Source organism: Bacteroides sp. ET71 (genome assembly GCF_023336905.1).
Classification (GTDB): Bacteria; Bacteroidota; Bacteroidia; order Bacteroidales; family Bacteroidaceae; genus Bacteroides.
The window spans coordinates 139672-159600 of sequence record NZ_JAMBLS010000004.1; the positions used below are offsets into that span (position 1 = coordinate 139672).

14 protein-coding genes are annotated in these 19929 nt (G+C 53.7%); 10 read left to right on the forward strand and 4 right to left on the reverse strand.

Translation table 11 applies throughout. The annotated features are described in order from the left end of the window. Positions 1–173 precede the first annotated feature (173 nt). Both M3090_RS04170 and M3090_RS04175 read left to right on the forward strand, forming a co-directional pair. Positions 174–1748 carry a sulfatase gene (locus tag M3090_RS04170; protein WP_249054128.1) on the forward strand — a complete coding sequence of 525 codons (1575 nt, stop codon included), beginning with the start codon at positions 174–176 and terminating at the stop codon, positions 1746–1748. A gap of 640 nt (positions 1749–2388) precedes the next feature. After that, positions 2389–4125, forward strand: coding sequence for a family 43 glycosylhydrolase (locus tag M3090_RS04175; protein WP_249054129.1), 1737 nt, complete (start codon positions 2389–2391; stop codon positions 4123–4125). A 31-nt stretch (positions 4126–4156) separates the two neighbouring features. On the opposite strand, the gene M3090_RS04180 is transcribed toward M3090_RS04175, so the two are convergent. The 3 genes from M3090_RS04180 to M3090_RS04190 all read right to left on the reverse strand — a co-directional run bounded on the left by M3090_RS04180 (position 4157) and on the right by M3090_RS04190 (position 5746). Next, a complete protein-coding gene (locus M3090_RS04180) occupies positions 4157–4789 on the reverse strand; it encodes a viroplasmin family protein (protein WP_249054130.1) in 633 nt (210 codons plus the stop codon). 74 nt (positions 4790–4863) lie between these two features. Next, positions 4864–5025 carry a hypothetical protein gene (locus M3090_RS04185; RefSeq protein ID WP_249054131.1) on the reverse strand — a complete coding sequence of 54 codons (162 nt, stop codon included), beginning with the start codon at positions 5023–5025 and terminating at the stop codon, positions 4864–4866. A 454-nt stretch (positions 5026–5479) separates the two neighbouring features. Beyond that, entirely contained in the window at positions 5480–5746 is a 267-nt protein-coding gene (locus tag M3090_RS04190) for an HU family DNA-binding protein (protein WP_249054132.1), read from the reverse strand. A 435-nt stretch (positions 5747–6181) separates the two neighbouring features. On the opposite strand from M3090_RS04190, the gene M3090_RS04195 reads away from it, so the two are divergent. From M3090_RS04195 to M3090_RS04230, 8 genes are all read left to right on the forward strand, one after another. Next, on the forward strand, positions 6182–6718 hold the full coding sequence (locus M3090_RS04195; protein ID WP_410553169.1) for a rhomboid family intramembrane serine protease: 537 nt from the start codon (positions 6182–6184) through the stop codon (positions 6716–6718). Next, positions 6699–7598 carry a rhomboid family protein gene (locus M3090_RS04200; protein ID WP_249054134.1) on the forward strand — a complete coding sequence of 300 codons (900 nt, stop codon included), beginning with the start codon at positions 6699–6701 and terminating at the stop codon, positions 7596–7598. The genes M3090_RS04195 and M3090_RS04200 overlap by 20 nt, the downstream gene beginning before the upstream one ends. Positions 7599–7604: 6 nt before the next feature. Next, positions 7605–8699 (forward strand): endonuclease/exonuclease/phosphatase family protein, encoded by a 1095-nt coding sequence (locus M3090_RS04205; protein ID WP_249054135.1) that lies wholly within the window; start codon positions 7605–7607, stop codon positions 8697–8699. Positions 8700–8865: 166 nt separating this feature from the next. Beyond that, positions 8866–11880, forward strand: coding sequence for a protein translocase subunit SecDF (gene secDF, locus M3090_RS04210; protein WP_249054136.1), 3015 nt, complete (start codon positions 8866–8868; stop codon positions 11878–11880). A gap of 493 nt (positions 11881–12373) precedes the next feature. Then, the gene (locus tag M3090_RS04215) at positions 12374–15568 is read left to right on the forward strand and encodes a SusC/RagA family TonB-linked outer membrane protein (protein ID WP_249054137.1); all 3195 of its coding nucleotides are present in this window, start codon (positions 12374–12376) and stop codon (positions 15566–15568) included. Positions 15569–15718: 150 nt separating this feature from the next. Beyond that, complete coding sequence (locus M3090_RS04220; protein ID WP_249054138.1) at positions 15719–17617, forward strand: RagB/SusD family nutrient uptake outer membrane protein; 1899 nt, start codon at positions 15719–15721, stop codon at positions 17615–17617. A gap of 153 nt (positions 17618–17770) precedes the next feature. Beyond that, complete coding sequence (locus M3090_RS04225; RefSeq protein WP_249054139.1) at positions 17771–17965, forward strand: hypothetical protein; 195 nt, start codon at positions 17771–17773, stop codon at positions 17963–17965. 4 nt (positions 17966–17969) lie between these two features. Next, the gene (locus M3090_RS04230) at positions 17970–18299 is read left to right on the forward strand and encodes a type II toxin-antitoxin system RelE/ParE family toxin (protein WP_249054140.1); all 330 of its coding nucleotides are present in this window, start codon (positions 17970–17972) and stop codon (positions 18297–18299) included. Between the two features lie 162 nt (positions 18300–18461). On the opposite strand, the gene M3090_RS04235 is transcribed toward M3090_RS04230, so the two are convergent. After that, entirely contained in the window at positions 18462–19919 is a 1458-nt protein-coding gene (locus tag M3090_RS04235) for a cellulase family glycosylhydrolase (RefSeq protein ID WP_249054141.1), read from the reverse strand. Positions 19920–19929: the final 10 nt, after the last annotated feature.

The window sequence follows — 19929 nt, forward strand, 5'->3', positions numbered from 1 at the left end:
CTGTCACCCCGAGCGTTGTTCTCCCCCGCCAAACGGGGAGGCAAGAGGGGGTATCGAGGAACCTCACTACGCGCCTGAAAAGTATTAGGGAGATGTTTCGCTTCCGCTCCAACAAGACAGAAAAAGCGATTTTTAGACAAACTCTTATTCACTCACATTTAAACATACCAACCATGAACATTTTACACAAGACATCGCTGGGACTGGCATCTCTCTCCGCCGTTCTCCCCGCCTGTGCGGAAGAACGGAAGCATCCGGCAGAAGACGAGCGCCCTAACATCATCTTCATCATGAGCGACGACCACGCCCGCCAAGCCATCAGCATCTACGGACACCCCATCGGCCAAATTGCACCAACACCTCATATCGACCGAATCGGGAAAGAAGGAGCTGTCTTCTATAATAATTATTGTTGCAACTCTATTTCCGGCCCCAGCCGTGCCGCCATACTCACAGGGAAACACAGTCATAAAAACGGATTTATGAGAAATGGCAACAAAGGATTTGACGGCTCTCAACAGACATTGCCCAAGATTCTGCAAGCCAACGGATATGAAACAGCCATTATCGGCAAATGGCATTTGATATCCAAACCTACCGGATTCGACCATTGGATGATACTCAACGACCAGGGCGATTATTACAATCCGGAATTTATCACAGAAAACGATACGACCAGACATCTGGGATATGTGACAGATTTAATCACACAATACTGTGAAGAATGGCTGACAAAACGGAAGAATCCGCAGAAACCCTTTTTCTTGATGATGCACCACAAAGCCGTACACCGCAATTGGGTACCTGCCGAAAGGCATTATCGGCTTTATGAACACGTATCGTTCCCGGTTCCTGACAACTATTTCGACACATACGAAGGACGATATGCAGCACAGCGACAAAAAATGAACATCTACCGCGACATGTATGAAGGCCACGACCTGAAAATGGTAGCAGGCATCGGCAGTGACAGCCTCCTTTACGATCCTTGGCCACATGCCTTCATGGGCACCATGACATCGGAAGAACAACAACGTTTCCTGGAGGCCTATCGCGAACGGAATGATGAATTTTATGCGCAAAAACGCTCCTTCAAAGAAGTGGCCGAATGGAAATACCAACGTTACCTGCAAGACTACATGGCGTGCGTAGCCAGTATAGACGAAAGCGTAGGAGAAATCTTAGACTACCTCCAGCGCACAGGGCTCGACAAAAATACAATCGTGATTTACACCACAGACCAAGGGTTCTATCTGGGAGAACATGGTTGGTTCGACAAACGTTTCATGTATGAAGAATCTTTTGGCATGCCCATGCTGATGCGCTGGCCCGGACACATTAAACCGGGAACCAAAGTGACGGGATTGACACAAAACATCGATTTCGCCCCCACTTTCCTTGACATGTGTGGCATCAGAATCCCCCAAGACATGCAAGGAGTTTCTTTCCGTCGCTTGGTCGAAGATGGAAAGACTCCCAAAGACTGGCGCAAATCTCTGTATTACCACTATTATGAATTTCCAGGCTTTCACAGTGTGCGTGCCCATTTTGGGGTAAAAATGGAACGATATAAACTGATATACTTTTATAAAGAAAAAATCTGGGAGCTTTATGACCTGAAAGAAGACCCGTCTGAGATGAAAAATCTATACGGCAAAGAAGGGATGGAGAAAATTACAGAACAGTTGAAAACCGAACTTGCCCGGCTGCAAGAAGTTTACCAGGTTCCACCTAAATTATGTCGCTAAAAGACGGAAAAACCGCATACCGATAATTTTTTCAGAACCTGTTTAAATTCATTTTCCTGTCATTCTGAGCGTTGTTCTCCCCGACAAACGGGGGAGCAAAGAGGGGGTTGAAGCATAGTGAAGAATTTCCCTAAGGGCTCTGCCCGTCTGGCAGCGCAAGAAAGAGATGTTTCGACTTCGTTTCACTCCGCTCAACATGACAGAAAGAACGATTCTTAAACAAACTCTCAAGTAAATGTTGATATTAAGTTTATACATGAATGGGCACCTCCTACTGCTAAAGTGTCAATTGATTTTGCATAAGTATATGTTCACATTTAGTTTTCTTTCATGATAGTATAAGCTATATTTCAGCATCTACTTAAGTAGCCGTTCATAATTAGTTTATACTATAATGGAGAATGAGGTATCTGTCATTCTGAGCGAAGCCCGTAGGGCGTAGTCGAAGAATCTCACTACATGCACTGCCCAAGGGAATCGTGTCTTTCGGGAGATGTTTCGACTTCGCTTCACACCCCCTCTTACCTCCCCCGTTTGTCGGGGGAGAACAATGCTCAACATGACAGATACACATCATATAAACTAAATATCAACAACTACTTACATACTTACAACAGAACAATTTTAAACACTTACGACAATGAAAAAGACCACCCAATCTCTACTGTTCGCATGCTTGGGATTGTCCATCGGCCTTCACGCCCAAGACATGCGCATGGACACCTATTGCAACCCTTTAAACGTAGACTATACCTACATGATTTACAACGCTGCCAAGGACATTTCTTACCGTTCAGGAGCAGACCCGGCAGTAGTAGAGTTTCGAGGAGAATATTATATGTTTGTCACCCGCACGCACGGCTATTGGCATTCCACGGATTTACAGAACTGGGATTTTATCAAGCCTGGCACAAACTGGTATCCTCAAGGATGCAACGCACCGGCAGCGCACAATTATAAAGACTCAGTGCTGTATGTGTGCGGCGACCCATCCGGCTCCATGAGTGTGCTCTACACAGACGACCCCAAGTCCGGAAACTGGAACGCCACTCCGGCCATCATCCACGGACTGCAAGACCCTGATTTATTTTTAGACGATGACGGCAGTGCCTATATGTATTGGGGATCTTCCAACAAATGGCCCATCCGTGCCATGCGCCTGAACAAGAACCACCGGTTCATCCCGGAGGAAGGAGAACCTGTCGAACTGTTCAACCTTGTGCCGGAGGAGCACGGATGGGAACGCTTCGGCGAAAACCACACAGACACCGTACTGGCAGGATATATCGAAGGCCCCTGGATGACCAAACACAACGGGAAATATTACTTGCAATATGCCGCCCCGGGGACAGAGTTCAATGTCTACGCAGACGGAGTGTATGTCGGAGACAATCCGCTGGGGCCTTTCACCTATCAAGCACACAACCCCATATCCTACAAACCCGGAGGATACATCAACGGAGCCGGACACGGCAGTACAGTACTGGGCCCCGGAAAACAATACTGGCATTTTGCTTCCATGTCCTTGCCGATAAACATGAATTGGGAACGCCGTCTTTGCATGTTTCCCACCTATTTTGACGAAGACGGCATCATGCACTGCGACACCCGTTTTGGCGATTATCCCCGCTACGCCCCTACTGTGCCCGGAAACAAAGGGAAATTCCGTGGATGGATGCTGCTTTCTTACCGGAAACCGACCAAAGGCTCGTCGGCCATAGAGGGACACACGGAAGAGGGCATCACCGACGAAAATTGCAAGACTTACTGGATAGCATCATCCAATGACAACACACAATGGGCAGAAATAGACCTGGAATCGCCGGCAACGGTCAACGCCATCCAAGTGAACTACAATGACTACAAGTCCGACATGTATGGGCGTTATCCCGACCTGTACCATCGCTACACCATCGAAGGCTCTTTAGATGGAACAAACTGGATAACACTGGTCGACCGCAGCCACAGTTTCAAAGACACCCCTAACGACTACGTGGAATTGGAATATCCTGCCCGCGTACGCTACATACGCTATAACAACATCCATGTGCCGACCCCCTATCTGTCCATCTCAGCCATCCGCATCTTCGGACTGGGAGAAGGAAAGGCCCCCCAACAAGTCAAGGACTTTACAGCCACGCGCCATTCCGACCGCCGCGACATCACGCTGACCTGGAAGCCGGTGGAAGGCGCACAAGGATACAATATCCTGTGGGGAATCGCTCCGGACAAGCTCTACAGCTCGTGGATGGTATATGGCAACGAAGGGAAACACCTGATGAAATGCCTTTCCACCGGCCAGAAGTATTATTTTGCCATCGAAGCTTTCAATGAAAACGGAGTGTCCAAACTCTCCAACTTGCAAGAAGTAGACTAAAAGAAACAAGCCATTCCGGCAGTCCGCCTTCTTATTTCCTGCCGAAATCCGCCGGGATTTCCCCCCACTGCTCCGTCTCCCACTTCCGTATGGGCGTGGAGCAGTCATTCTCGCGCAACCACTTCTCCGCACGCTCTATCAGTTGAAACAACGGTTCACTCCGGGCATCGCGGGGAAGCTTGGTTTTGCACTTCTTCTGCCGCACCCAGGCGATGGCATTCCGGCTGTCGCTGTAAACAGGCATCTCCAACCCCTTCTGCTTCAACCAGGCCAAGGCATGAACGATGGCCAGAAACTCGCCGATGTTGTTGGTGCCATATTGCGGACCGAAATGGAATACTTGCTGGAAACTGGGCAGATGGACACCCCGGTACTCCATCCGGCCCGGATTGCCGCTGCATGCCGCATCCACCGCCAGCGCATTGCCCTCCAGACCGGGAGGCAAAACCGGCACGTCCGGCTTCCGGACAGGATGCGAAGAGGACACGGGGCGGATATAATCCGCGTACGCCGAAGCGAAAGCCGCTTCCGCTTCCGGCAACGTATCGAACGACTTGTACTTGGCGCCCGCATACCCTTTGGTCTGCAACTGGCACTCCGTCCAACTGCGATAAATGCCCGGGGTGACCCCGACCCAGACAACGTAGAACTTCTGTTTTTTCATCTTACAAGTCTTTCAAAAACGGTTCGGAATGCCGGCAGACGCTATCAATGCCCACGCTCTCCGTCTGTTTCCACCTATATCGGTTTTTGACGGTATGCTCCACGGCACATGGCATCCGGCAACGCACCGGGCGCAAAGATAAGCAAAATCAAGATACGAACCCACCACCCGACATAAAAACCGTTCCACAAGGAAGCGGGGAAAGTCAATATTCTTTCCTTCCAAATTCGTTCCATGTTCGTATTTTGTTCGTTTCTATACGCTCGAAAGTGGAACGAACTTGGAACGACTTTGGTACGAATTTGGTACGAATTTGGCCGGAATCGTTTTTTAGGAAGGCCGGACGAAGGAGATGTAAACATTTCTCCCAAAAGACATGCCGGTAAGCCAACCGAGAGGCTGTTTAAAATTCGCTTCCTGTCATGCCTGGCAGAGCGCAGCGGGGTCGAAACGTCTCACTAACGCCTGGCAGGCACGCGGTGAGCACTCCCGCTGCCCCGGAATGACAGAAAGAAAATAAGATTTAAACAGGTTCTTAACGGCAAACAAGAAACAACGCCACCACGAACAAGAGGCAAAGCCATGAGACGAAGCCTGGGAACGGACACAAAAAGACGCCCAAGCCTGCACCCGCAAGAGGGGTACGGACTTGGGCGACTGTTCTGTCATTCTGCCCGGGCAGAATCGTCCTCAATCAATAGCTAAATCGGTTCCCGGTTTGAATTTCACCACTTTCTTGGCCGGGATTTTGATAATCTGCTTCGTAACGGGATTGATGCCGCTACGTTCTGCACGCTCGGACACGGCGAAGGTGCCGAAACCCACCAAAGCGACTTTATCGCCTGCTTTCATTGCTTTCGTTACTGCTGCGATAAACGCATCCAACGCATTCTTGGCTACTGCCTTCGACATTCCGCCTTCGGCGGCCATGGCGCTAATTAACTCTGACTTATTCATAACTATATTGGTATTAAAAAAAAGATGCGACGGAAGCGGCAGGCCCTTGCACTCTCTCCGGCTCTCTCCTGCATACGCTGTTCAAGGCAAAAGTAAGCAATATTTCTGAATATCAAATAAAAACGGTGAAAATTAACGTGAAAAAGCGGATTTTCCGGGAATCCGCCCGACTTTTTCTGTTGTAGAACAGAATTTATTCGTACTTTTGCCGCCGAGAACGACAAACCACCTTTTATGAATCCACTACCGACTGTCACCAAGAACCTGCTTATCATCAACGTGCTGATGTATCTGGCCACGCTGGCCGCCGAACGCTACGGCATCGACCTGGGCGACTACCTGGGGCTGCACTTCATCCTGTCCGACCGGTTCAACGCCGCACAGCTCATCACCTACATGTTCATGCACGGCAGCTTCTGGCACGTGTTTTTCAACATGTTTGCCGTGTGGATGTTCGGACGCATCCTCGAGCAAGTATGGGGGCCGAAGCGGTTCCTGTTCTACTACATGATATGCGGCATCGGAGCGGGACTCATCCAGGAAGTCGTGACCGGCATACATTATTATACCCTGCAAGCGGGTCTGTCGCCCGAAGCCATCGAGACGGTGATGCGCGAAGGGGCAAACGCCCTGCGGGAATACAAAAACTTTGTAGACCCGGCTCTGGCCAACCTGAACCTGACACTGAACAGCAGCACCGTGGGCGCCTCGGGTGCAGTCTACGGCATCCTCTTGGCCTTCGGCATGTTGTTCCCCAACGAGCGGATGTTCATCTTCCCCCTGCCCTTCCCCATTAAGGCCAAATGGTTCGTCATCGGCTATGCCGTCATCGAGCTGTATGCCGGACTGGCCAACAACCCTGCGGACAACGTGGCCCACTTCGCACACCTGGGAGGCATGATATTCGGCTTCCTGCTGATACTGTACTGGCGTAAGAAAAACAACGGAAACAATGGCTACTATTATAACTGACCTGAAAGAAAACTTCCGCCGCGGCGGCATACACGTCCGGCTCATCTACATCAACGTGGCCGTCTTCATACTGGTGGCGCTGACGGGCATCGTGCTGCAACTGTTCAACCTGCCGCCCACAGGCTTCCTGCAATGGTTCGAGCTGCCGGCCTCGCCCGCCAACTTCCTCCTCCAGCCGTGGTCTGTGCTGACCTACATGTTCCTGCACGCCAACCTCTGGCACCTGCTGTTCAACATGCTGTGGCTCTACTGGTTTGGCGGTCTTTTCCTGCAGTTCTTCTCGTCCAAGCACCTGCGGGGACTCTACCTGCTGGCCGGCATCTGCGGCGGTGCGCTCTACATGTTGGCCTACAATGTCTTCCCCTACTTTCAACATCAGGTAGACTACGCCTTCATGCTGGGCGCATCGGCTTCCGCACTGGGCATCGTGGCCGCCACCGCCTACCGTGAGCCCAACTACCCCATACGGTTGCTTCTCATCGGCACCATCCGCCTGAAATACCTGGCGCTGATAGTCATCGGCTTGGACGTACTGTTCATCACCTCCGAAAACGCCGGCGGACACATCGCCCACCTGGGCGGCGCACTGGCCGGACTGTGGTTTGCCGCCGGGCTGAGCCGGGGCACCGACCTCACCCGCTGGATTAACCAGGCCGCCGATGCACTGGCAGCCCTTTTCCGCCCCCGGCCCCGCAAGCCGAAGATGAAGGTGCACTACGGCGCCGGAACCAACGAACGGCAGAAGGACTACGACTACAACGCACGCCGGAAAGCACAAGCCGACGAAATAGACCGCATCCTGGACAAGCTGAAAAAGTCGGGCTACGAGAGCCTGACCACGGAAGAAAAGAAAAGCCTGTTCGATGCCAGCAAACGCTAATACGGCATGAAGCACCTGGGCAAACTTGTCATCCTGCTGCTTCTGGCCGCCAACCTCGCCGTCACCGGCCTGCTGCTGGCCACCGCTTACAGCCCTTACCTACAACCGACGCAGCACCCCGTGCTGTCGTGCCTGGGACTGGCCTTCCCCATCTTCCTGCTGCTCAACACAGCCTGCCTGCTCGGCTGGCTCATCATCCAGCAATACAAATGCGCCCTGCTGCCCCTGGCAGGACTGCTGCTCTGCCTGCCCCAAGCACGCACCTACCTGCCCCTCAACCTCCGCACAGAACGGCTGCCGGAAGACAACCTCAAGATACTATCCTATAATATCATGGGATTCGGCGCCTCTTCGCCCACCGACAGACAAAACCCCATACTGACGTACCTGCAAGAAAGCCGGGCCGACATCATCTGCCTGCAAGAATACAGCACAGGCAAAACCTCGAAACACCCCACGCAGAAAGCCATCGACAAAGCCCTGGCCGAATATCCCTACCACCGCATCGACGCCATAGGCAAGCAAAGCGGCAACAAAGTGGCCTGCTACTCCAAACTGCCCATCCTGTCCGCCCGGCCGCTGAAATACGCCAGCGCCAGCAACGGCACTCTGGTCTACGAACTGGCCTGGGGCGATGATACCCTCTTGCTCATCAACAACCACCTGGAGTCCAACAAACTGACCAAAGAAGACAAAGTAGTCTACGAAGACATGCTGCGCGACCCGGAGAAAGACAAAGTAGAAAGCGGCATGCGCCAACTGGTCGGCAAACTGGCCGAAGCCGCCGCCCTGCGTGCCCCGCAGGCCGACTCCATCGCCCGCGAAATAGAGCGCTCGCCCCACCGTGACATCATCGTCTGCGGCGACTTCAACGACTCGCCCATCTCCTACACACACCGCGTCATCGGACAAGAACTGGACGACGCCTTCACCCACTCCGGCCGGGGCCTGGGCATCTCATACAACCAAAACAAATTCTATTTCCGCATAGACCACATACTGACCAGCCCAAGCCTGGAAGCGTTCAACTGCACCGTCGACCGCAGCATCGCGGCCTCCGACCACTACCCCGTCACATGCCGCATAGCACGACGCGAATGACAGCTCCGAAGCATTTGTCCGTCCTTTTCCAAACAACGGCACAACACGACGTTTTCTAAAAAATAATGGGTCAACGACTTAGATTTGTGAAAAAAAAACTATATTTGCAGCCTTGTAAACAGCAGAAAACAATTAAAACAAGTAATCATAATAAACTAAAAGTAACATGCAAAACAAAGGATTTGTAAGGGTTTTTGCAGTACTGCTCACGTTGGTGTGCCTCTTCTACCTGTCCTTCTCTTTTGTCACTCGCCACTACACAAACAAGGCGAAAGAATACGCGAAAGGGGATGCACAGTTGGAACAAGACTACCTGGATTCACTGGCCAACGAGAAAGTGTACTTCGGCAACTGGACCCTGAAAGATTGTCGTGAGATGGAAATCAGTTTAGGTTTGGACTTGAAAGGCGGTATGAACGTCATTCTGGAAGTATCCGTGCCCGACGTCATCCGGCTGCTGGCCGACAACAAGCCAGACGAAGCCTTCAACCAAGCCCTGGGCAACGCTGCTCAGCAGGCCAAGACCAGCCAAGAAGACGTAATTACCCTGTTCATCCGGGAATATCACAGACTGGCACCTGAAGCAAACCTCGCACAACTGTTCGCCACCCAACAACTGAAAGACAAAGTCAACCAGCAATCTACCGACAAAGAAGTGGAACGCGTACTGCGGGAAGAAGTGAAGGCAGCCATTGACAACTCATACAACGTGCTGCGCACACGTATCGACCGCTTCGGCGTAGTACAGCCCAATATCCAAAGTCTGTCCGACAACTTGGGTCGCATCATGGTAGAACTGCCCGGTATCAAGGAGCCCGAACGTGTAAGAAAATTACTACAAGGCTCGGCCAACCTGGAATTCTGGGAAACTTACAATGCCAGAGACATTGTACCCTACCTGCAAACCGCCGACAGCAAGCTGCACACGATGCTGAGCCTGCAAGAAAACGCTGAAAAAGCTCAGCAAGACAGCACAGCAGCCCCGGCCGTGAAGGAAGAAAAAACCATCAGCACAGCCGACAGCCTGGCCGCCGCACTGAAAGGCGAAACCACCAACGCTGCTGCCGACCTGGAAGCCTATAAGAAACAAAATCCGCTGCTGGCCATCCTTCAGCTCAATCCCAGTGCACAAAGCCCCATCGTAGGTTTCGCCAACTATAAGGACACGGCAGAAATCAACCGCTACCTGGCCATGTCGGAAGTAAAAGCAGGATTCCCCAAAGACTTACGCCTGAAATGGGGTGTCGCCGCTTCGGATTATGACCCGAAAAAGCAAACCTTCGAGCTGTATGCCATCCGTTCGACACAGCGCGACGGCCGTGCCCCGCTGGAAGGTGACGTTATCTCTACCGCCAGCGACGACTACGACCAATACGGCAAGCCCTGCGTCAACATGACGATGAACAACGACGGCGCACGCCGCTGGGCACAACTGACCAAGCAGAACATCGGCCGTTCCATCGCCATCGTCCTGGACGGTTACGTATATTCCGCTCCGACGGTACAAAACGAAATCACGGGTGGAAGTTCAGTAATCACGGGTTCCTTCACGCCTGACCAGACCAAGGACTTGGCCAACGTGCTGCGTTCCGGTAAGATGCCCGCTCCGGCGCACATCGTGCAGGAAGATATCGTAGGCCCGTCGCTGGGCGCTGCCTCCATCCAGGCCGGCTTCATCTCGTGCGTAGTGGCCTTTATCCTGCTGATGGTTTACACCTGCTCCATGTACGGTTTCATCCCCGGCATGGTGGTGAACGCTGCCCTGTTGCTGAACGTGTTCTTTACGTTCGGTATCCTGACATCTTTCCAGGCAGCACTGACCATGAGTGGTATTGCAGGTATGGTGCTGGCCATCGGTATGGCGGTGGACGCAAACGTGCTGATTTACGAACGCACGAAAGAGGAGCTTCGCAATGGCAAGACGGTTAAAATGGCCTTGCAAGATGGTTACAAGAACGCTTTCTCGGCCATCTTCGACTCCAACTTTACATCTATCATCACCGGTGTCATCCTGTTCTACTTCGGTACGGGTCCCATCCGCGGATTCGCCACGACACAGATTATCGGTATTGCCATCTCGTTCTTCACGGCTGTTTACCTGACCCGTCTGGTGTACGACTACTTTATGAAGAAAGACAAGTGGCAACACTTGACGTTCGAGACGAAGCTGTCGCGTGGTGTGCTGCAAGACACTCACTTCGACTTCATGGGCCGCAACAAGACATGGGCTGTGGGCACTATCGTATTCGTAGTGCTGTGGGCAGGCTTCTTGGGCATACGCGGATTGAGCCAGAGCATTGACTTCACGGGCGGCCGCAACTATCAGGTGCGCTTCGACAAACCGACGGAACCTGAGCAGGTGCGCGAGCTGATGGAAGGCAACATGGGCGACGCTAACGTCAGCGTCATTGCCATCGGCACGGACGGACGGACGATGCGTATCAGCACCAACTACCGCATCGCGGAAGAGGGAAGCAACGTGGATACGGAGATTGAAGCCAAACTGTATGAACTGCTGAAACCGTTGCTGACAGAAGGCACGACGCTGGAGCAATTCGTAGACCGCGACAACCAAGAGGGCGGCACCATCATCAGTTCACAGAAGGTAGGCCCGAGCATCGCGGATGACACGACAGTGGCTGCTTTCTGGGCCGTATTCTTCGCTCTGATTGCCATCGGCCTGTACATTCTGTTCCGCTTCCGCAACATCGCATTCAGTATCGGCTCCATTGCCGCGCTGGCTTTCGACACGGTGGGCATCTTGGGTATCTACTCCATGTTCTGGGGTGTGCTGCCGTTCTCGATGGAAATCGACCAGACGTTTGTGGGCGCCATCTTGACTGCCATTGGTTACTCCATCAACGATAAGGTGGTAATCTTCGACCGCGTGCGCGAGTTCTTGCACCTTTACCCGAAGCGCAACAGCTACCAACTGTTCAACGACTCGCTGAACTCGACGTTGACGCGTACGTTGTTCACCGGTTCGTCCACGTTGATTGTACTGGTTGTCATCTTCTTCTTGGGCGGTGAGAGCATCCGCAGCTTCTCGTTCGCCATGATTCTGGGTGTGGTTATCGGTACGTTCTCGTCACTGTTCATCGGTTCGCCCATTGCTTATGCGCTGATGCACAAGAAGCGTGATGCCGGCAAAGGCATCGAACCGGCTCCCGCAGCCAAATAAAAGACACAATCATATCGTCTGAAAAAGGGGCGCTTCCTTCGGGATGCGCCCCTTTTGTCTTTCTCCGCTCCCGACGGGAAGTGACAGCCTGCACTTCCACTTTCAGAGGCTTAAAGGCACGTATCAAAAGTTGCCGCCCGCACCAGGGGAAGAAGCCGATATCCTCAGACCCGGTAACTGATGGCAACACGATGTCCTCCCACTGGCCGGCCACAGAATCCCAACAAACCGTGCGATAAAGCGCCGAATCCCAACTGTATTCCGCCGTCTTCGCCACCACCTCAAGGACAGGTTCTTTTCTCTTACGAAATCTTTACAATTACCCCGAAAACAGCGCGAACATAGCCAAATTTTGAAACAATCTCTTAACAAAACCGAAACAAGAGCCACACAAACATGTAACACGGGTGCCGTTATTTTGCGTTCGAAAAAACAAGTGCACAAGTTTCATCATCAATCAACACGAACCTAAGACTAAAAAAAAGGTATTATTATGAAGAGTAGAACAAAAGAACACATTCTGTTGCCCGTGTTCCTGTTAGGCATGGCAGCCTTCGCCCTGCCAGGCTGGAGCCACAACGGCGAACCCGGCAAGGTAGACCCTGTCGTGGAAGAAGAGATATTGCCCGACGGCAGAAAAAACGTGAAAGGTTTCATCTGCGACGAGAACGGCGAGGCCATCATCGGCGCCAGTGTCGTGGAAAAAGGTAAGCGGCAAGGCGTCATCACGGACGTGGACGGGACTTTCACGTTGCCGGTGACAGCCAATGCCAGCATCGTCATCAGTTACATAGGCTACCAGACGAAGGAAATCTCCGTAAAAGGCAAGTCGGCTTTCATGGCCATCCCCTTGCTGCCGGACACGAAGATGCTGGACGAAGTAGTGGTTGTCGGTTTTGGTAAGCAGAAGAAAGAGTCGCTGGTGGGCGCCGTGCAGTCGGTAAAGCCCGAAGACCTGAAAATGACCTCCAGCAGCCTGACCACCTCGTTTGCCGGAAACGTGCCGGGCATCATCGCCCGACAGACCAAAGGTGAACCGGGCTACGACGAGGCCGAGTTCTACATCCGTGGCGTGTCTACCTTCGGCTCGAGCACGGCACCGCTCATCATCCTGGACGGTGTGGAAATCAACGCCACGATGATGAACAACATACCTCCCGAGTCTATCGCATCATTCTCTGTGCTGAAAGATGCCACGGCCACTTCGCTGTATGGTTCGCGCGGTGCCAACGGTGTCATCATCATCACGACCAAGCAAGGAAAGATTTCCGAGAAGATGAGCGTGGACATACGCTTTGACAACACGTTCTCCATGCCTACCTTCATCCAGCAGATGGCCGACGGCCCGACGTACATGGAGATGTATAACGAGGCCAAGTATAACGATGCCAAACAGAACGGTACGGAATATACCCCTTTCTACAGCCAGGACAAGATTGACAAGACCCGCGCCGGCGCCAATCCGTACCTGTTCCCGAACAACGACTGGTACCACCTGCTGTTCAAGGACTTTGCCGTCAACCAGAACCTCAACCTGACGGTGCAGGGCGGCAGCAAGAACGTGGACTACTTCCTGAACGCAGGCATCTTCCTGGAGAACGGTATCACCCGCTCGCCCAAGGAAGCCGTGATGGACGTGGGCATGTACAGCAAGAAATACCTGTTCCAAAGCAATGTCAACGCCCGACTGACGCCGACCACCAAAATCGGCCTGAACATGAACGCGCAGATTTCGCAATACCATGCCCCCTTTGCCGGCACCGACTCGGGCGACCTGCGCGGCGAGATGCAGGTGGAAGACTTCTTCTACCTGGTGATGCGCGGCAACCCCGTGCGTTTCCCGGCCACGCTGCCCGCACAACCGGGCGACAGCTTCGTGCGCTACGGTAACAACACGTCGTGGGACGTGGGCAACGTGGATGTCAACCCTTATGCCAAGATGAGCAGCGGATACACCGAACGCAGCTACGTGTACATGACCACGGCCTTCAACATCGAACAAGACCTGAAGTTCATCACCCCGGGACTGAAGATCAGCGGCCTGGCCTCGTTCTACAATTACAGCTACAGTTGGCTGAACCACTGGATACAGCCCTACTACTTCAAGGTGTCGGACGACTATACGGTAGATGCCGACGGCAACTACCAGTACACCACATCGACCATCGGCACGGCTGGCAACACGGCCATGAAGTCATCGTCCGGACAAGACCCCACCAACCGCGTGTGGTCGCTGCAGGGCAAGCTGGATTATGCACGCACGTTCGGCCCGCACGACGTAGGCGCAACGTTCGTCTATCAGATGAAAGAAACGCGCAATGACAAAAACGGTGGCACGGAGAAGGAACTGCTGCCCTACCGTCAACAGGGGCTGGCCGGACGTTTGACCTACAACTACGACCTGCGCTACCTGGTGGAAGCCACCTTCGGCTACAACGGCTCGGAGAACTTCATGGAAGGCCACCGCTTCGGCTTCTTCCCCGCCATCGCTGTGGGCTGGACTGTGTCGAACGAACGCTTCTTCGAACCGCTGAAGAAGGTGGTCAACAACCTGAAGCTGCGCGCCACCTACGGTCTGGCCGGTAACGACGCCCTGGGGACACGCTTCCCTTACTTGACGGAAGTATCGCTGGGCAACTCGCTGAACTACTGGTACGGCTCGGACTACGGCAAGGCCAGCGGACCGCTGATTAACGTCTACGGAAACCCCGACGCCACCTGGGAGAAATCGAAGAAGCTGAACGTAGGTTTGGACCTCTCGCTGCTCGAATCGCTGGACTTCAGCATCGACTACTTCCACGAAGACCGTTCGGGCATCTTCATGCAACGCCGCTCCATCCCCTCGACCGTGGGCTTTGCCAACAAACTGCCGTATGCCAACATCGGCAAGGTGAAAAACATGGGCGTGGACATGAGCCTGACCTACAACAAAGTGCTGAAAAAAGACGTCACACTGAGCCTGCACGGCAGCTTCACCTACGCACACAACGAGGTGGTGGACAAGGACGAACCGTCGAACGTAGAAGCGTACTATTCGGAAATCGGCCATCCGGTGAACAGCCTGCGCGGATACATTGCCGAAGGCCTGTTCACGTCGCAGGAAGAAATTGACAACTCGCCCGTGCAGACGCTCTCCAATTATACCGTCGGCGACATCAAGTACAAAGACCTGAACGGCGACAACAAGATTGACGGCAACGACATCACGACCATCGGAAACCCCGAAATCCCGGAAATCGTCTACGGCTTCGGAGGCACGCTGAAGTGGAAGAAGTGGGACTTCTCCGTCATGTTCCAGGGCGCAGCCAAAGTCAGCCTGATGATGGAAGACCACCATCCCTTTGCCGACGCCGCACACCAGGGCTACAACATCTCGCAAGCCATCGTGGACAACCACTGGTCTGAATCGAACAACGTGGCCAACGCCGCCTACCCGCGCCTGACCTCGAACTTCCTGGAGAACAACATCCAGCCCAGCACCTTCTACCTGCGCAACGCAGCCTACCTGCGACTGAAGACGGCCGAAGTGGGCTACACCTTCACCCCCTGGCTGCGCGCCTACGTCGCCGGCACCAACCTGCTGACGTTCTCGCCCTTCGACGCCTGGGATCCCGAAATGGGCAGCGGCAACGGACTGAAATATCCGTTGCAGCGCACGGTGAAAATCGGCGTACAGTTCCACTACTAAGCCGATGCGCCCGGAACCATAGTGCGGAAGAAGCGCGGCCCTCGTCCGACGGAAGCAAGCCCCTACCGCACTCCCGGCCATCCGGCACCGGAACAGAAACGTAAACCAACCCAAAACAAGAAGAAACAAAAAACAACAAGAAGCAGATTTATGAAAAGAAACAAACTATACCAAACACTGGCCGTGGCAGCTACCTGCCTGACGCTGGGCTCCTGCGAATTTCTGGACGTGGTGCCCCAAAGCTCGGCCACGATAGACGACATCTACAAGACGCAGAACCAGGCCGAACAGATGGTGCTGACCTGCTACAAAGAAATACCCAACTACTTCCACCCCCAACAGTTCCCCGACTGGACGGCCGGCAACGACTTCGTCACAGGCTGGTACGGCTCCGTGCGCTACTTCCACTGGAAAAGCCTGGCCTACGGCAGCGAATCGGCCACGTCGACCTACTACTCGCTGTGGAGCAACAACGCCGCCTCCTACCCCACGGGCTACGTCAGCAAACTGGTCTGGGAAGGCATCCGCTACTGCTACAACGTGCTGAACAACATCGACCGCGTGCCCGACATCACGCCCGAAAACCTCAACTACTTCAAAGGCGAGGCACTCTTCCTCATCGGCTACTACCACCAGATTATGCTGGAGTATTACGGCCCCATCGTGCTGGTGAAGAGTGAAATGTCTGTCAACAGCACCCCCGCCGAGATGAACGTCCCGCGCTCGACCTACGACGAATGTGTCGACTTCATAGCCGACAAATACACCGAAGCCGCCCAACTGCTGCCCGCACGCTGGAACGACACCGGACACTACAACCGCGCCACTGCCGCCGCCGCGCTGGCCTTCAAGGCAAGACTGCTGCTCTACGCCGCATCGCCCCTGGTGAACGGAAACTCTGAGTTCTACGCCGACTTCAAGAACCCCGACGGCACGAACCTCATCAACCAAAGCTACGACCGCGAGAAATGGAAACGGGCCATGGACGCCGCCAAAGAAGCCATCGACTTCTGCGAACAGAACGGATACAAACTCTATGGAAACGCCACCACCGACCCCAAGGAAGGAAAAGACAACTACCACTACACCTTCACCGGACCTTCGGGCGAGTTTAACATGGACAACTGGAACGAAGTGCTCTTCGGTTATGGCAACCAAAGCGACCTGAGCTATAGCATCAAGAACATGGGGCCGCGCATCGGCATCAGCCAGTACTCCGGCGAAGGATTCCGAGGCTACCTCTTCCCCACCTTCGACTGCGTCAGCCGCTACTACACCAAGAACGGACTGCCCTGGAACGATGACCCTGAGACCAAAAACCTCAACCCCTACGAAATAGCACCGGGCGACAGCACCGTCCGCTTCCACCGCAACCGCGAACCGCGCTTCTACGCCTCCGTGGGCTTCGACCGCGGCGAATACGAGATACAGGGCGGGACGCGCATCCTGCACTGCCGCCGGGGCGAAGAACAGCAGAACGACGGCGACGTCAGCCACGAATACCAGACCGACAACGGCTACTACTGCCAGAAGTGGGTGTCCATCAAAGACTCGTATGACTGGAACAGCAAGACCTACACCAACAGCTCTTACGCATTTCCCTTCATCCGTCTGGCCGAAATGTACCTGAGCTACGCCGAAGCCGACTTCGAATACAACGGAAGCCTCAGCGCCCTCAGCCTGACCTACCTCAACAAAGTGCGCAACCGCAGCGGCCTGCCCAACTTCGAAGACTCATGGGCCCTGGCCGGAGGCATACCCACCGGCGAAAAACTGCGCGAAGTGCTGCACGACGAGCGCAGCATCGAGTTCGCCATGGAAGGCCGCCGCTTCCACGACATCCGCCGCTGGAAGATTGCCGAGACCGAAATGATGCGCACGCAGAAAGCTTGGAACCTGGCCGGAACCACCGCCGAAGAGTTCTACCAACTGACAGACATGAAAGAGGGCGGCACGCGCAACTTCGTTGCCCCCAAAAACTACTGGCTGGCCATCCCCCTGGACCAGATTCAGGTGAACCCCAACCTGGTGCAGAACCCGGGATATTAATAACAAACGGGGGCATCGCAGCAGACAAAAGAACCGCTTCTATTATCCAAACGTCTCGGACATTGACTCCGAGACGTTTTTTTGTGCGCGCATCAGTTGCATATTTCATTCGGAATCCTTAAATTTGTAGAGAACAACCAAAACATTGGCCTTATGAGCAAGCACATGACCATAGAAGAAAAAGACGGCCGCGTACGCGTGGAAATGAGTGCCCGCAAATGGCGGGAGTACGAACGCCTCATGGCCACTTACCAACTGGCACGGAAAATTGCCCGCGCCAACCGTCAAGCAGACAAAGCACCCGTGCACACCTTAGAAGAAGCTGAAGAAATCATCAATAACTTGTGAGAAGATGATCAACAGCATCAGTTACACGGAAGAATTTCTGGCCGAGTTCAAGCGACTGAGCAAGAAATATCGTTCCCTGCGCGATGATTTCAAGGAGTTGCAAGCCTCCTTGTGCGAGAATCCCAACCAAGGAAACGCTTTGCCCCTGCACTTGAGAAAGGTAAGGCTGGGCATCGCATCCAAGGGGAAAGGAACTCGTGGCGGCGCACGGGTGATTATCCGCTACTCGGTGGTAGACGGCGTTTTGCGCTTCATCTACATCTATGACAAATCCGAGATGGCCAACGTACGCACCGATTTTCTGAAAGACATTCTAAAGGATCTGGAGAACTGATAGGCGTCCATACCCCCGCTTCCCCTTTGCAAACAGGAGGATTCTTTTTGACCATCGACGCCGATACCCGAACATCTCCGGCGGAAAAAGAAAGAGGCACACCCCCGCGGGTGTGCCTCTTTTTCGTCATAATAATCACTGAGGTTCCTATATATTGCGGTGTCAGAAAGGATATTGCCCGGCAGCAGCACCTTCCATGATTTGGTCATGGATGGTGGGCAGGATGATCTGCAAGGTGGTGCGGTCATACAAACGATGTCCCGAGACATCCCACAGGAAAGGCGCCAGACCATTGTTCTTGGCCTGTTTCGTCACGTAGCCTAAGTAATAGCCTTCCGATTCCTCGCATTCGGCCTGCAAATCGGGGTCAGGATGCGTGCGATAGACCAAACCGTATTCACCCAGAATAACGGGAATGCCGCGGTCTACGAAGTTCTCCTTCATCAGAGCGAACTGCGAGTCTACATAACCTTCCTGATAAGCAGCGTCCATCGGAGCATATTTCGGGTCATCCAGATAACGCTCACCCCAGAAATAGTTGCAAGTAGCCGGATCTTCGTCCAGCGCAAAATTCCAAGGATAGAAGTGCACTTCCAGCAACAGGCGTCCCGGTGTCGGGTCTTCTGGAAATTCCATCCATCTGAGAGTTTTATCAATGTCAGTCGTGGGTCCTTGTACCACCAAGTTACGCCACAGGTTGTTGCCTCCCGTGGCCCGCACGGCATCCACAAAAGCCTGTTCGTAGCGTTTCAGGATGGCCATGTCATCCCGATTGTTCACCGGCGGCTCGTTCAGGCCGGCAAAGAGCAGCTTCCCGTCGTAGTCGCGGAAATTCGTGGCGATCTGCGACCAGATGGCATACAGTTTACTTTCCAAGGCTGCAATGTTGTCTTCCGTCTCCACGGCAGCGTTGATGTGGTCGTCCACCCAGCCGCCGTCCCAGTGAATGTTAAGGATAGCATACATGCCGGCATTCATGCAATAATCCACCACTTCCGTCACGCGGGCCATCCACGAAGGCTGGATGGTAATCCCGTCCGCCTCCAGATACTGGTTCCACGAGCAAGGAATACGCACCGCATTGAAGCCCATCTCCTTCATATAGTCAATGATGGCCTGCGAAGTCAGTGGAGCGCCCCAGGCCGTTTCCCCGCCGGTCGACTCCAACGTATTGCCCAAGTTGATACCCGCATAGATGTTTCGCGCCACGGTCAGGGCATCTTCCTCCATGCCTGCGGGATAAGTGTCCGCGCCCTCGGCCGTCTGCGTCACGGTGTATTGGCGTACATTGCCGCCCGCGTCAAAAGTCAATTGGGCGGTGCGGGTCTGCCCCGTCGTGTTCCGCAACACGGTCACGCGGATGGTCTGTCCCTCCGTGGCATTGCCCGACACGTTGGACAGCGTGCACCACGGCTGATTGCTGTTCAACGACCAGCCCGTGTTCGAACTGAGCGTCACTAACTGATGCATTTCACTATAGCCGAAGGTGAATGCCGTCACCTCCTGCCCGTCACGGCTGAGCGAGAACTCAGCCCCTTCTACCTTGTCATCCGAGCATGACTGTACGCACAGGGCCAACGCCAAGAGGACGAATTTTATACAAGAGAAAAGTGTTTTCATATCTTTCCTG

Coding starts and splice junctions, on each gene's coding strand:
- M3090_RS04170 (WP_249054128.1), top strand. CDS start 174: ATGAACATTTTACACAAGACATCGCTGGGACTGGCATCTCTCTCCGCC.
- M3090_RS04175 (WP_249054129.1), top strand. CDS start 2,389: ATGAAAAAGACCACCCAATCTCTACTGTTCGCATGCTTGGGATTGTCC.
- M3090_RS04180 (WP_249054130.1), bottom strand. CDS start 4,789: ATGAAAAAACAGAAGTTCTACGTTGTCTGGGTCGGGGTCACCCCGGGC.
- M3090_RS04185 (WP_249054131.1), bottom strand. CDS start 5,025: ATGGAACGAATTTGGAAGGAAAGAATATTGACTTTCCCCGCTTCCTTG.
- M3090_RS04190 (WP_249054132.1), bottom strand. CDS start 5,746: ATGAATAAGTCAGAGTTAATTAGCGCCATGGCCGCCGAAGGCGGAATG.
- M3090_RS04195 (WP_410553169.1), top strand. CDS start 6,182: ATGTTTGCCGTGTGGATGTTCGGACGCATCCTCGAGCAAGTATGGGGG.
- M3090_RS04200 (WP_249054134.1), top strand. CDS start 6,699: ATGGCTACTATTATAACTGACCTGAAAGAAAACTTCCGCCGCGGCGGC.
- M3090_RS04205 (WP_249054135.1), top strand. CDS start 7,605: ATGAAGCACCTGGGCAAACTTGTCATCCTGCTGCTTCTGGCCGCCAAC.
- secDF (WP_249054136.1), top strand. CDS start 8,866: ATGCAAAACAAAGGATTTGTAAGGGTTTTTGCAGTACTGCTCACGTTG.
- M3090_RS04215 (WP_249054137.1), top strand. CDS start 12,374: ATGAAGAGTAGAACAAAAGAACACATTCTGTTGCCCGTGTTCCTGTTA.
- M3090_RS04220 (WP_249054138.1), top strand. CDS start 15,719: ATGAAAAGAAACAAACTATACCAAACACTGGCCGTGGCAGCTACCTGC.
- M3090_RS04225 (WP_249054139.1), top strand. CDS start 17,771: ATGAGCAAGCACATGACCATAGAAGAAAAAGACGGCCGCGTACGCGTG.
- M3090_RS04230 (WP_249054140.1), top strand. CDS start 17,970: ATGATCAACAGCATCAGTTACACGGAAGAATTTCTGGCCGAGTTCAAG.
- M3090_RS04235 (WP_249054141.1), bottom strand. CDS start 19,919: ATGAAAACACTTTTCTCTTGTATAAAATTCGTCCTCTTGGCGTTGGCC.